Annotated in this window: 10 protein-coding genes and 1 pseudogene; 6 read left to right on the top strand and 5 right to left on the bottom strand. The window is 59.4% G+C overall.

Features of this window, described 5'->3' with window-relative positions; translation table 11 throughout:
- Positions 1–55: 55 nt before the first annotated feature.
- The 3 genes and pseudogenes from ACYZTX_RS25745 to ACYZTX_RS25735 form a co-directional block, all read right to left on the bottom strand.
- Positions 56–759 (bottom strand): annotated as a pseudogene (locus ACYZTX_RS25745) (N-acetylmuramoyl-L-alanine amidase).
- 149 nt (positions 760–908) lie between these two features.
- Positions 909–1,121, bottom strand: a complete 213-nt coding sequence (locus ACYZTX_RS25740; RefSeq protein ID WP_462036405.1) for a hypothetical protein — start codon at positions 1,119–1,121, stop codon at positions 909–911.
- A 320-nt stretch (positions 1,122–1,441) separates the two neighbouring features.
- The gene (locus ACYZTX_RS25735; RefSeq protein ID WP_461972970.1) at positions 1,442–2,500 is read right to left on the bottom strand and encodes an IS110 family RNA-guided transposase; all 1,059 of its coding nucleotides are present in this window, start codon (positions 2,498–2,500) and stop codon (positions 1,442–1,444) included.
- A gap of 321 nt (positions 2,501–2,821) precedes the next feature.
- On the opposite strand from ACYZTX_RS25735, the gene ACYZTX_RS25730 reads away from it, so the two are divergent.
- The 3 genes from ACYZTX_RS25730 to ACYZTX_RS25720 all read left to right on the top strand — a co-directional run bounded on the left by ACYZTX_RS25730 (position 2,822) and on the right by ACYZTX_RS25720 (position 8,700).
- Positions 2,822–4,615, top strand: coding sequence for a DUF1302 domain-containing protein (locus tag ACYZTX_RS25730; protein WP_462036404.1), 1,794 nt, complete (start codon positions 2,822–2,824; stop codon positions 4,613–4,615).
- A gap of 23 nt (positions 4,616–4,638) precedes the next feature.
- A complete protein-coding gene (locus ACYZTX_RS25725) occupies positions 4,639–6,006 on the top strand; it encodes a DUF1329 domain-containing protein (RefSeq protein WP_462036403.1) in 1,368 nt (455 codons plus the stop codon).
- A 141-nt stretch (positions 6,007–6,147) separates the two neighbouring features.
- A complete protein-coding gene (locus ACYZTX_RS25720; RefSeq protein ID WP_462036402.1) occupies positions 6,148–8,700 on the top strand; it encodes a LuxR C-terminal-related transcriptional regulator in 2,553 nt (850 codons plus the stop codon).
- Here the strand turns inward: ACYZTX_RS25720 and ACYZTX_RS25715 are convergent.
- Entirely contained in the window at positions 8,689–9,492 is an 804-nt protein-coding gene (locus tag ACYZTX_RS25715) for an IclR family transcriptional regulator (RefSeq protein ID WP_462036401.1), read from the bottom strand. The two genes, ACYZTX_RS25720 and ACYZTX_RS25715, sit on opposite strands and share 12 nt — an antisense overlap.
- A gap of 165 nt (positions 9,493–9,657) precedes the next feature.
- Between ACYZTX_RS25715 and hmgA the strand changes: the two genes are divergently transcribed.
- Genes hmgA through maiA form a run of 3 tightly spaced genes read left to right on the top strand, consistent with a single transcriptional unit; the run spans position 9,658 to position 12,918 of the window.
- Complete coding sequence (hmgA, locus tag ACYZTX_RS25710) at positions 9,658–10,962, top strand: homogentisate 1,2-dioxygenase (RefSeq protein WP_462036400.1); 1,305 nt, start codon at positions 9,658–9,660, stop codon at positions 10,960–10,962.
- Between the two features lie 3 nt (positions 10,963–10,965).
- Positions 10,966–12,270: a fumarylacetoacetase gene (gene fahA, locus ACYZTX_RS25705; RefSeq protein ID WP_462036399.1), complete on the top strand. Its 1,305-nt coding sequence runs from the start codon at positions 10,966–10,968 to the stop codon at positions 12,268–12,270.
- Positions 12,271–12,282: 12 nt separating this feature from the next.
- Positions 12,283–12,918, top strand: coding sequence for a maleylacetoacetate isomerase (gene maiA / locus ACYZTX_RS25700; protein WP_462036398.1), 636 nt, complete (start codon positions 12,283–12,285; stop codon positions 12,916–12,918).
- Positions 12,919–13,025: 107 nt separating this feature from the next.
- On the opposite strand, the gene ACYZTX_RS25695 is transcribed toward maiA, so the two are convergent.
- Positions 13,026–13,829, bottom strand: coding sequence for a SirB1 family protein (locus tag ACYZTX_RS25695; RefSeq protein WP_462036397.1), 804 nt, complete (start codon positions 13,827–13,829; stop codon positions 13,026–13,028).
- Positions 13,830–13,963 lie beyond the last annotated feature (134 nt).

The raw sequence follows: 13,963 nt of genomic DNA, 5'->3' as shown, positions 1-13,963 counted from the left end.
TCTTGACCTTGCTGGTGCTTAACCTTCGGACCTGACGTCTGGTTTGCAGCGGCTATCAAGGAAAATACTTGTGAACCAATGCCGCCAGACTCGCTGCCGTTTGCGCATCCATGATCCCGTCGTAGTTTTCCGGACGAAAGTGCAGCTGAAATGCCCGAACAAGGGTGTGAAGCCTTGTTCGGTTGACGCGCCGGAAACGTCATACCCGTAAGTCTTGAGCAGTTTGAGCAACTCAGTTCGGGCTGGAATGCCGGTCTCGTTGGAGTGCTGCAGATAGGTGTCTCGGGTGGTCTCGTCGAACCAGGCACCGACGCCTTTCAAGTAAAGGGTATGCCAGGGAAATTTCGGCCCTGGGTCACTCTTGCGGCCAACCGCAATATCCGAGTGGCTTAGAACCTGGGTCGGGGTGATATCCGGGTAGCGTTCAAGGATGTTCATTGCCAGCTCTTCAATGGCGGCAATTTGTTCTGGCTGATACGGCGGAAAGTTGAAAACCCCTTGGCTAAACGTTGCAAGGTTGACGATTTCTACGCCGATAGACGTGTCGTTCAGACTACTTCGGTTGCCCCAGTGACTGACGCCCGCATGCCACGCTCGCTTGGTTTCGTCCACGAGATTGAAGATTTCCTGCCCGGTATAACCTGCTTTCAAGTAGCTCGGGTCGGTGATGTCGGGAACCAGATAGTGGGCGCTGACATTCGGGCCGGTCAGTGCATTGACCGAACTGGAGAAGTTTCCGGCTGTGTAGTGGAAGATCAGAAAACGTACTCATAAAAAAGGCCGCTGCAAAAGCAGCGGCCAAAGTAAGACGATTGATCAGGAGCTATAAATCAACGTCAGTGAACACGGGGGTGATGAGTCGAAAGTCTTCAATTCATCTGAAATCTGTCGCCAATGGCGTAGACGGATCACTTGCCATTGCTTCGTGCTTCCAGGCCGTTTGCCGTGAAAGCCCGGCAAGAATAAGCGTTTGAGCCCAAAGGAAAAATAGCAATTCCTGACATGAACTGTTGCAGTCTCAGCAACAGTTCTGTTCCTCCGTGGGAGATCACCTCTTTGTAGCAGCTGCCGAAGGCTGCGTTCGGCTGCGCAGCAGTCGTAAAACCTGCATGCACGATCATCCTGAAATATCGAGGTGGCTGATTTAACGACTGCTTCGCAGCCGAACGCAGCCTTCGGCAGCTGCTATGTATGGACTCGCCCCCACTGTCTACCCGCTTTTGAAAAAACCGTCGCCCCGTTGCATCTATGTATCAGGCCTATTCGTGGAAGCCGTCTTCGGCTTCTGGCCAAAATTGGAAAAGCTCGTGGTATGCCGATTACAGTCAGGCCTCGAAGGCCAGTAGCAGCTAAGGCATCAATCCACGCCGGTCTTACCTGGGGTCAATTTTCTTCAGCAAAGGGTCGGACAGTCAGTACCTCGGTGGCAGAACTCTGTCGCTCAGTGGCTCATCGTCGCTTGCTGGCCATCACCAGCGTGGCGACGATAAGTCTGGTCATTCTGTAGAAGCACCCAGACGATTCGCAGGTTGCGGTTGGCTAGCCTGATCGCAGCCTCCTTACGACCCAGCCGGCTCATCCAGCGCAACAAGCGGCGGTCATCGGGTTGCTGGGAATCAGGTCGTAGTTGTTGCAGCACCGCATGGGCTCCCTGGATCATCAGGCTGCGTAAATAAACATCGCCTCGCTTGGTCATGTCCCCCAGCCGGACCGTCTGCCCGCTGCTGTGCTGGTCAGGCACCATGCCAAAGTACGCGGCAAACTTGCGGGCATTGGGAAATCGCTCAGGCTTGGTTTCCTTGGCCACCAGTGCCGTGGCAGTGACTGGGCCGATGCCGCGCACAGTCATCAGTCGCTTCGCCGTCATGTCGGCGTTGGCGGCCACTTCCAGGCGTCCCGTCAGCACGCTGATGCGCTCGCCCAAATGGCGCCACTCGGCCAACAGTTCGTCGATCAGTTCACGCAGCAGGCCAGGCACCGGCTGGGTAGCATCTTCCAGTACCCGCGGAATTTTCTGGCTGATCGCAACATCGCCCTGCGCCAAGGCCACGCCGTGCTCGAGCAGCAGGCCGCGCATCTGATTACTTACCGCCGTGCGTCGACGCACATAGCCCTGACGGGCGCGATGCAGCGCCTGCATTGCCAGCGCCGCAACGCTTTTGACCGGTACTGCGCAGATTTTTTCATCGCGACCAGCCCGCAGAATCGCCAGCGCATCGTTGCGATCATTTTTAGGCCCGCTGCGGTGTGTGGCCACCAAACCGGCTGGAAGAATGCGCGCCAGATTGCCTTGGTCTTGCAGCTGCCGGGCCCAGGCTTGAGCGCCCGGACCGGTTTCCATCAAAACCACGACATGAGGCGGTAACTGTTGGAGAAACTCATAAAACGCCTCACGCGACTTGATCCGCTGCTCATAGCGCACCTGGCCGAGGACATCTTCACCGGCGACCTGAAAGACCTGCTTGGCCAGATCGACCGCCAAGGTTGTGCAGGCCGACAAATCGGAAGAAGACAGGGATTGATCAATCGAACTATGATTTTTCATGGACTCGCCCTCGCTGTCGTTGGCTGTTTAGACTGCCACCGTGGCGCATTGACGCCTCGGCTTGGGCGAGTCCATCCAATTACAGGTGTACGTTCACAGTGCCCTATGCATCTGACTGATAACCCTCCATCCAGCCGATCCATACTCTGCGCAAAACCCCGCGCCATGCGGCCATTCATCCTTTAGAGGTACACCGAGAATACCTCCTTGGTGCGCTTATCGCTCCCAGCGTGCGGCAGTAGGGTGTGGCCTTCTGTCACTCACCGGGGAAGACGCATGACAAAAACAACAATGCGCGCCATCTTCACGCCGCAAGCGCTGGCCGCTGCGGTTGCCTTGGGTTGCTGTGCCCAGGCGCAGGCTGTTTCATTCAACATTGGCGAAATCGAGGGGACATTTGACTCTTCGCTGTCCATCGGCGCGAGCTGGGGCATGCGCGATGCCGACAAATCCCTGGTGGGCGTCGTCAATGGCGGGACCGGCCAGTCTTCGACCGGGGATGACGGGCGGCTGAACTTCAAGAAGGGCGAAACCTTCTCCAAGATCTTCAAGGGCATTCACGACCTCGAACTGAAGTACGGCGACACCGGGGTGTTCGTGCGTGGCAAGTACTGGTACGACTTCGAACTCAAGGACGAGGACCGCGAGTTCAAACCGATCAGTGACAGCGGTCGTAAAGAAGGCGCCAAGTCCTCCGGTGCGCAGCTGCTCGACGCCTTCGTCTATCACAACTATTCCATCGCCGATCTGCCGGGCACTGTGCGCGCTGGCAAGCAGGTGGTCAGCTGGGGTGAAAGTACCTTCATCGGCAACTCGATCAACAGCATCAACCCGATCGACGTTTCAGCGTTCCGCCGTCCTGGCGCCGAAATCAAGGAAGGCCTGATTCCGGTGAACATGCTGTTCGCCTCTCAAAGCCTGACCGGCCAACTCTCGGTGGAAGGTTTCTATCAACTGGAGTGGGATCAGACCGTTCTCGATAACTGCGGCACCTTCTTCGGCGTCGATGTGGCGGCCGACGGCTGCAACAAGAACTACACCGTTGCCAGCCCGGCGATCGCACCGTTGCAACCGATCGCTGCAGCGTTTGGCCAAGGCTTCGAGGTCAGCAGGGAAGGCGTGATCGTCCCGCGCGGTGGTGACCGCGATGCCCGCGACTCCGGGCAGTGGGGGACGGCATTGCGCTGGCTCGGGGACGACACCGAGTACGGTCTGTACTTCATGAACTATCACAGCCGTACCCCGACGGTCGGCACCACCACTGCCGGCCTGACAACGCTGGCACGGATCCCGGCCATCGTCGGCACCGCCAACAGAATTGCGCCCGGCACCGGGTCGGCACTGGCCCAAAGCGTGATGCTCGGTCGCGGCCAGTATTACCTTGAGTACCCGGAAGACATTCGTCTCTACGGCGCGAGCTTTTCCACCACCTTGCCCACCGGCACGGCGTGGACCGGCGAGATCAGCTATCGCCCCAACGCTCCAGTGCAAGTCAGCACCAACGACCTGACCCTGGCGTTGCTCAACCCGATCGCAGGCGGCGCGGTATCGCCTATCGCTACCACGCCAGGTGCTGACAACAAAGGCTACCGCCGCAAGGAAGTGACCCAGATCCAGAGCACCCTGACGCACTTCGTCGACCAAGTGCTGGGTGCCCAACGGCTGACCCTGGTCGGCGAGGCGGCGGTGGTGCGAGTCGGTGGTCTGGAGTCGCGAACCAAACTGCGTTACGGCCGTGACTCGGTCTATGGCCAATACGGTTTTGGCGGCGATACCGACGGTTTTGTCACCTCGACCTCCTGGGGCTACCGTGCCCGAGCGATCCTCGACTACAACAACGTCATCGCCGGGATCAACCTCAAGCCCAACCTGTCCTGGTCCCACGACGTCGCCGGCTACGGCCCCAACGGGCTGTTCAACGAAGGCGCCAAGGCGGTCAGCGTCGGCGTCGATGCCGACTACCGCAATACCTATACCGCGAGCCTGAGTTACACCGACTTCTTCGGGGGTGACTACAACGTCCTGGAAGACCGCGATTTCCTGGCGCTGAGCTTCGGCGTGAACTTCTGATCTGGCTGAGAAGGATGACTTTAATGCGCAAGATGATTCTGCAATGCGGTGCCCTGGCCCTGAGCCTGTTGGCTGCCAACGTGATGGCGACGGTGTCGCCGGAAGAAGCGAACAAACTCGGCACCAGCCTTACGCCGTTGGGCGGCGAGAAGGCCGGCAATGCCGATGGCTCGATCCCGGCCTGGACCGGAGGCATCCCGAAAAACGCCGGTGCCGTGGACAGTAAAGGTTTCCTGGCTGACCCGTTTGCCAATGAAAAGCCGCTGTTCACCATCACCGCGGCGACGGTCGACAAATACAAGGACAAGCTCTCCGATGGCCAGATAGCGATGTTCAAGCGCTACCCCGAGACCTACAAGATCCCGGTTTATCCAACCCACCGTACCGTGGCCGTACCAGCGGACATCAATGAGTCGGCCAAGCGCAGCGCCCTGAATGTGACGCCGATCAACGACGGTAACGGTCTGGCCAATTTCACCGGCAACCGCTATTACGCCTTTCCTATTCCGAAGAACGGTGTCGAGGTGATCTGGAACCATATCACCCGTTATCACGGCGGGAACCTGCGTCGCACCATCACCCAGGCAACGCCTCAGTCCAATGGTGATTTCACCGTTATCCGATTCAAGGACGAGGTTGCGGTACCTTCGTTGCTCGGTGATTTTAAACCGGGCAGCGATGAAAATGTCCTCAGCTATTTCAAGCAGGAAGTCACCGCGCCTGCGCGCCTGGCGGGTAACGTGTTGCTGGTTCACGAGACCCTCGATCAGGTCAACGAACCGCGCAAGGCCTGGATTTACAACGCGGGCCAGCGACGTGTGCGCCGTGCGCCTCAAGTGGCCTATGACGGCGTGGGGACCTCGTCCGACGGGCTGCGCACCACCGACAACTTCGACATGTTTTCCGGCGCACCGGATCGCTACGACTGGAAGCTGGTCGGCAAGAAAGAAATGTACATCCCTTACAACAGCTACAAGCTTGACTCGCCCAACCTCAAGTACACCGATGTGATCAAGGCCGGGCATATCAATCAGGATCTGACCCGCTATGAGTTGCACCGGGTCTGGGAGATCGTGGCCACGGTCAAGCCGAACGAGCGGCACGTGTATGCCAAGCGTCACATGTACATCGACGAAGACAGCTGGCAGGTGGCGCTGGCCGATCACTACGACGGTCGCGGTCAGCTGTGGCGCGTCGCGGAAGGTCACGCTCAGTTCTACTACGATCACCAGGTTCCGGCCTATACGGTCGAAGCCCTGTATGACCTCATTGCCGGTCGCTACATTGCGTTGGGGATGAAGAACGAGGAGAGGCGCAGCTTCGAATTCAACATCGATGCCAAAGCAGGGGACTACACGCCGGCAGCCTTGCGGAGTACAGGGGTGAGGTAATCAGTCCTACAGGCTCCTACACAAAAAGGTGACCTCGTGGTCACCTTTTTTATAGGTGCCGATCAGTGTGTTGAATACTTCTTCAACAAGCTGCAAAGAGAGGGCTAGGGTGGCGCCACAACTATAAAAAGGCGCACCACTATGACCGCCACGACGCTGTGTCTGGATCGTCCTGGACACCTCCCCCGTCTGTCTTCCCACCACCTGTCTCGCGACCGGTTGATCGAACCGTTACTGGCATCGACGGCGCGGGTGAAATTGCTCTGTGCGCCTGCCGGTAGTGGCAAGAGTGCGCTGCTCGCCGAGTGCCTGTTGCAGGCGCCCGCGCAGTGTCAGGTCTGTTGGTTGCCGTTGGTGGGAGAGCCGATCAATGTGGTCGATTTTCGGCAGCGGTTGGCTCAGGCGCTGGGGCTGAACTCGTCGGATGAGCCCGCGTTGCTGGAGTATCTGGCGCGGTCACAGACGGCGACCTGGCTGTTTCTCGATGACTATTGCCGCGTCCCGAACCCCGAGTTGGACCTGCTGCTGGATCGCATGCTAACGGTCAGCAGCCCGATGTTGACCTGGTGGTTGGGCGCCCGCCGTCGCCCGCAATGCAACTGGCCGCGTTTGCTGCTCGATGATGAGTTGTACGAGTGCGAGCGCGCCACGCTGGCGTTCAATCAAGCTGAAGTCGCAAGGCTGTTGCACCACCTGCCACCCACGGATGCGAACACCGTCGCTGGCAAGATCATCCAGCGCAGTGGCGGCTGGTGCGCCGGTGTACGGATTGCGCTGCTGCAAAAATGTGACTGGTCAAACAACACGCTACGGGGGCGAACAAACACTTTGCTCGATTACCTGGAGCACGAACTGTTCACCACGCTCACCCCAGAGCAGGCGGAAGCCTGGCGCGTGCTCGCGCATTTGCCGCGCTTCAATGCAAGGCTTTGCGACCACCTGTTTGGCGCGGGTGAGGGGGCCCAATGCTTGCAGGCATTGCAGGAGCTGGGTTGCTTTATAGAGCCTTGGCAGGATTCGGCAGACTGGCTGCAGATTTTCCCCCCGCTTACTCAGTTGATGCGCGAAGAGCAATGGCCGGCGGGACGCTCATGGCATCGTCTTGCCTGCCAGTGGTTTGCGGCCGAACTCGATTGGAAAGCCGCCTTTGAACAAGCGCTGCTGGCTGAAGAGTTCGAGGTCGCGGTCAGCCTGTTGCAGCATTTCAGTTTCGAGCACTTGTTCGAGGAACAGACGGTAGTGCTGTTGTTGCGTTTGCATGAGCAACAGGGCGAGGAGCTGATGCTCGGGTCGCCACAACTGGTGGGACTGATCACCGCAGCCTTGCTGTTTGCCGGTCGATTCGAGCAAGCGGCCGATTGCATCGAACATCTGTCTCGATTCACCCCTCAGCCGTCGGCGTTCCTTCAGCAGCAATTGATCGCGCGCTGGCAGGCCCAGCAAGGCTGGTTACTGCATTTGCAGGGACGCATGGAGGGTTCGCGCGCGCATTTCCTCGAGGCGCTGATCGTGCTCGCTCCTGATCTCTGGCCCGTGCGCTTGATGTGCCAGTCGGGTTTGACGCAACAGGCTCTGTTACGGGGCGAACTCGATGTAGCGCAGGCCATTAACCGTGAGGCGTTGTGCCTGGCGCGAGCGCAAGGCTCGCTGGTATTCGAAGGGTTGCTGGAGCTTGATCACGCGCAATTGCTGGAGCAACGCGGGGCGCCTCAACGTGCCGAAAGCTTGCTCGCGAACATTTCTGAATTGCTGAGTCAGCATGCTCAGCGACCTGTTCCGTTGCTGGGGCGAATCGCGCTGCGTCGCGGTCGACTTGCCTTGTGTCAGGGGCACGACGAGCGCGCCGAGGCATTCTTTCAGACAGGGCTGGAGGATTGCCTGCGCAGCCACGACAAACGCGTGCTTTACGGTTTTCTCGGTCAAGCTCAACTGGCGGCTAATCGACGCGACTACGCCCAAGCGTTTGTCCATCTACGCGATGCCGAACGCTTGATGCAGCAGCGGCAGATTCCCGACACCGTTTACCGCGGTGTGCTGTTGCAAATCAGCAGTCAAATCTGGCTACAGCAGGGCCGCCCCGAACTGGCTCATGAAGCGCTCAGCCGGGTGCTGCGCCACTACCGTGGTCCACTGGCGCGGCTGGCACCACCGGCGACATTGATGTTGATTGCGCGGATTGAATACTTGCTGGTGTTGGCGCAGGTGTATCTGCACCAGGCCAAAGACCCGATGAGTCAACTCACACCTTTGCTCGAACAGTCGCAACGATCGGCCATGCTGGCATTGGAAGTCGAACTGCTGTTCGCCGGGGCCGAAATTGCATGGTTGAACGGCGATTCGGTGGGCGCCAAGGCGTCTTTAGTCAGGGGCTTGAGCCTGGTCGATCGCTGTGGCGTTCGACAGGCTCTTCGCGAGTTGCAACTGCGTCAGCCTGATTTGATGCCGGCTCTGGGCGTTACCGAACGTTGTCTTGAAAGCATTGAGCAGGCGGGTGATAACAACCCGCTCAGTCAGCGCGAAGTTGAAGTGCTCAAGTTGATTGCGCTGGGTAATTCCAATCAACAAATCGCCGAACAGCTGTTTATTTCGCTACACACCGTCAAAACGCATGCTCGGCGCATTCACGGGAAATTAGGCGTTGAACGCAGGACCCAGGCTGTCGCGAAGGCCAAGGGGATGGGGCTATTGGGATAGTTCAGCTGGGCTCGTCGATTGATACCCCATCCGCCAACTCACGGCCCGCGTCGCCGCCAGCAACCGCTGCGCCGCCGGGCCGTTTTCGTCTGCGTGAAACAATGAGGCCGGGCCAACAATGGTCATGACCGCCGCTACATTCCCGACCGCATTGAAAACGGGAGCCGATAACGCATCGACCCCCGGCATCAGCAAACCATGCACGTGATGCAGACCTCGTTCGCGGATCTGTTCGCACAACGCTGCATAGGCTTGATCGTCCGCCAGCGCATGGGGCAAGCTGCTTTGCAATTCCTGCTCGCGCAAGTCCACGGTTTCGCGTTTGGGCAAGTACGCGCCGAACACCAGACCTGTTGATGAACTGAGCAATGGCAACACCGAGCCCAATTGCGTCACCACCGTCACCGCGCGGACTGCCGGTTCGATATGCACCACGGTTGCGCCCTGATTCCCCCACACCGCCAAAAAGCAGGTTTCGTTCAGTTCATCGCGCAGCTCGGCCAGGGGCAGGGCGCCGACTTTCAGCACGTCCATACTGTTGAGTGCGGCGAGACCGACGCGCAAGGCCTCGCGGCCCAGACCGTAATGGTTGGTGGCAGCATTCTGTTCAGCGAAACCACTGGCAATCAGTGCCTGCAAATAGCGATGAACCTTACTGGCCGGCATCTGTACGTGTTCAGCCAGGCGCGACAGTGAAGTCGATGGTGACAACTCGGCCAAGGCCTTGAGGATGTCAGTGCCGACCTCGGCCGAGCGGACTTTCTGTTTATCGTTGCTGCGCGGCGTTTCCATGGAGGCGGTTTGATCCCGGGACGAATGGGCGTCTTTATAGCTTGACGGTCAATACCAATCAAATTACGTTATGCGTAATCTAATTACGATAAAAATAACCCGGGCGTGCCGAGACCTCTTGAATGGAGCGACAGGCCATTGCCTACTCCCTGTTCAGGAGGCTCCATGAACCTCGATTCAACGGCGCCCGCGCTGGCTTATCAGTCCGGCTTCGGCAACGAATTCAGCAGTGAAGCGTTGCCCGGTGCACTGCCCGTCGGCCAGAACTCCCCGCAAAAAGCCCCGTACGGTCTCTACACCGAATTGTTCTCTGGCACCGCGTTCACCATGGCCCGCAGTGAATCGCGGCGCACCTGGATGTACCGCATTCAGCCATCGGCCAATCACCCTGCATTCATCAAACTGGATCGGCAACTGGCCGGCGGCCCGTTGGGGGAAGTGACCCCCAATCGTCTACGCTGGAACCCGCTGGATATTCCGAGCGAACCCACCGATTTCATCGACGGGCTGGTGAGCATGGCCGCCAACTCGGGTGCGGAAAAACCGGCCGGGATCAGCATCTATAGCTACCGCGCCAACCGCTCCATGGAGCGCGTGTTTTTCAACGCTGACGGCGAACTGTTGCTGGTGCCGGAATTGGGGCGTCTGCGCATCGCCACCGAACTGGGCGTGCTTGAATTGGAGCCGTTGGAAATCGCCGTGCTGCCACGCGGTCTGAAATTTCGCGTTGAACTGCTCGACCCACAAGCCCGCGGCTACATCGCCGAAAACCACGGTGCGCCGCTGCGCCTGCCGGACTTGGGGCCGATCGGCAGCAACGGCCTGGCCAATGCGCGGGACTTTCTGACGCCGGTCGCCCATTACGAAAACCTCAAACAACCGACCACGCTGGTGCAGAAATTCCTCGGTCAGTTGTGGGGTTGCGAGCTCGATCATTCGCCGCTGAACGTGGTCGCCTGGCACGGCAATAACGTGCCGTACAAATATGACCTGCGTCGTTTCAATACCATCGGCACGGTCAGCTTCGATCACCCGGATCCGTCGATCTTCACCGTCCTGACCTCGCCAACCAGCGTCCACGGTCTGGCCAATCTGGACTTCGTGATCTTCCCGCCACGCTGGATGGTCGCCGAGAAAACCTTCCGTCCACCGTGGTTCCACCGCAACCTGATGAACGAATTCATGGGCCTGATCAAGGGCGAGTACGACGCCAAGGCCGAAGGCTTCGTGCCCGGCGGCGCGTCCTTGCACAGTTGCATGAGCGCCCACGGCCCGGACGGCGAAACCTGCACCAAGGCGATCAACGCCGAACTTTCGCCCGCGAAAATCGACAACACCATGGCCTTCATGTTCGAGACCAGCCAGGTGTTGCGCCCGAGCCGTTTCGCGCTCGATTGCCCGCAACTGCAAAACAACTACGATGCCTGCTGGGCCACGTTGCCCGCCACTTTCGACCCGACCCGGAGATAACCCATGACTCAGACTTCCATCACTCGTAGCTGGGTTGCCTCCGCCAACGGCCATACCGATTTCCCGCTGCAAAACCTGCCGCTGGGCGTGTTCAGCGTGAAGGGTTCGGCGCCGCGCAGTGGCGTGGCCATTGGCGAACATATCTTTGATCTGGAAGCAGCACTTGACGCGGGTTTGTTTGACGGTGCGGCAAAAGCGGCAGTCGAAGCCACCCGTGGCGGTCTGCTGAATGCGTTCTTCGAACTGGGCCGCGAGGCTCGCGTCGCCTTGCGCGAACGCTTGCTCGAACTGTTCAAAGAAGGCAGCACCCTGCACGGCAAAATCGAAGCCCAAGGCGCAAAACTGCTGCCACTGGCGGCGAATTGCGAGATGCACTTGCCGGCGAAAATCAACGACTACACCGACTTTTACGTCGGCATCGAGCACGCGCAGAACGTCGGTAAACTGTTCCGTCCGGACAACCCGCTGCTGCCGAACTACAAATACGTGCCAATCGGTTATCACGGTCGCGCCTCGACTATTCGCCCGTCCGGCACTGACGTTCGTCGTCCGAAAGGCCAGACCCTGCCTGCCGGCCAGACCGAGCCGACGTTTGGTCCGTGCGCACGTCTGGACTATGAGCTGGAACTGGGCATCTGGATCGGTCAGGGCAACGACATGGGCGACTCGATCGCCATCGGTGACGCCGCCGATCACATCGCCGGTTTCTGCCTGCTCAACGATTGGTCCGCGCGGGACATCCAGGCTTGGGAATACCAGCCGCTGGGGCCGTTCCTGTCGAAAAGCTTCATCACCAGCATCTCGCCGTGGGTGGTGACTGCCGAAGCGCTGGAGCCGTTCCGTCGTGCTCAACCGGCACGTCCGGAAGGCGATCCGCAGCCGCTGCCGTACCTGCTCGACAAACGCGATCAGGCCGCTGGTGCCTTCGACATCGAACTGGAAGTGCTGCTGCTCACCGAAACCATGCGCGAGCAGAACCTGCCGGCCCATCGCCTGACCCTGAGCAACACCCAACACATGTACTGGACCGTGGCGCAAATGGTCGCGCACCACAGCGTCAACGGCTGCCAGTTGCAGGCCGGCGACCTGTTCGGTTCGGGCACGTTGTCGGGCCCGCAAAACGGTCAGTTCGGCAGCCTGCTGGAAATCACCGAGGGCGGTAAAAAGCCGATCGAACTCGCATCGGGCGAGGTGCGTAAGTTCCTTGAGGACGGCGACGAAATCATCCTGCGCGCCCGTTGCAGCCGCGACGGATTTGCCTCCATCGGTTTTGGCGAATGCCGCGGCAAAGTATCGCCGGCGCGCTAAGAGGATCGGGTCATGGAACTCTATACCTACTACCGTTCGACGTCGTCCTATCGGGTGCGTATCGCGCTGGCGCTCAAGGGGCTGGATTACCAGGCGCTGCCGATCAACCTGATCGCGCCGCCAGGTGGCGAACATCGACAGCCGCCGTATCTCGCCGTTAACCCGCAAGGCCGGGTGCCTGCCTTGCGCACTGACGAGGGTGAACTGTTGATCCAGTCACCGGCGATCATCGAGTACCTGGAGGAACGTTATCCACAGGTGCCGCTGCTGTCCAAAGACCTCGCCGCTCGCGCTCGTGGGCGTGGCGTGGCGGCGGTGATCGGTTGCGATGTGCATCCGCTGCACAACGTCAGCGTGCTCAATAAGCTGCGGCAGTTGGGGCACGATGAACCGCACGTGGTGGAGTGGATCGGGCACTGGATCAGCCAAGGGTTGGCGACGGTGGAGCAGTTGATCGGCGATGAGGGGTATTGCCTTGGTCCGACGCCTGGGCTGGCGGATGTTTACCTGATCCCGCAGTTGTATGCGGCCGAGCGCTTCAGCCTTTCACTTGAGGCGTATCCACGGATTCGTCGAGTAGCGGCGTTGGCGGCCACACATCCGGCGTTCATCAAGGCGCATCCGGCGAACCAGCCAGATACCCCTTAAAAACATCAGATCAAAAGATCGCAGCCTCGTTTCACTCGACAGCTCCTACTGGGGGCGCGATTTCCTGTAGGAGCTGTCGAGTGAAACGAGGCTGCGATCTTTTGCTTTTAATGGACGATGGAGTTAGGCGGCAAATGCCCCAGCCGCTCAGTCAGGCGAATCCGCTGGATCGGGTCGTCACTGAGCAGCAATGCATGCTCCAGGTCAAAGCGCTCGGCGTTCGGGCAGTCCAGCCGTTGGTAGAGGCTGGCCCGGGCCAGGTAGTCGGCGGCACTGGCGTTGCCCAGTTCCAGCACCCGTTCGGCGTCGATCAGGGCGCCGATGTAGTCATCGTGAGAAACGTGCAACTGACGCAGATTGCGCGACAGCCGCTGCAGCATTTGCACCGGCTCGGCAGTGAGCAAATGCTCGGCGCCGAGCTTCACGTTCGGGCCGTATTGGCGTTGCAGCAATTCCCGACAATCGTTGGGGTACAACCGGCGTCCACCGCAGGGATCAAGCAAGTGATCGGCGCCCGGTACCCGCAGCAGGAAATGCCCGGGGAAGTTGACCCCGACCATGGGGATCTCCAGACCTTTGGCCAGTTCCAGGGCAATTATCCCCAGACTCAGCGGCTGCCCACGCCTGCGTTCCAGCACGTGATTGATCAGCGCGACTTGCGCACGTAATGGCGTGAAGTCGTCCTGGGCAAATCCCAGGTCATTCATACGACGTAACAATGGCTGGGCCAGTTCGCTCACCGGCAACATCGGCAAGCCATAACTGACGCGATGTTGCAGGCTCTTGAAGTCTGCCAGCGACGCCTCTGGATTCACCTCGGTGTCGTGCTCGACAGCAATCCACAGCGCCGCCTCGAACAGCGCGGGCGGTGTTCGTTGCAAGCAGTCGAAGAAGCGTTGGCGCGGGGTCATCAAATTCTCCGGGGGATGCCTCGTTTTAGCCCCGTCTTCGGCATTCGTCCAGTGCCGCACATAGGCGGTTACAGGTTATGTCTGAAAGTCTGCATGGCGGCGTCGCTTATTCCCGTGCGCTTCTGCAAATTTTG

It is taken from the genome of Pseudomonas sp. MDT1-17 (assembly GCF_054898105.1).
This window is presented reverse-complemented; position numbering and strand designations above follow the sequence as displayed.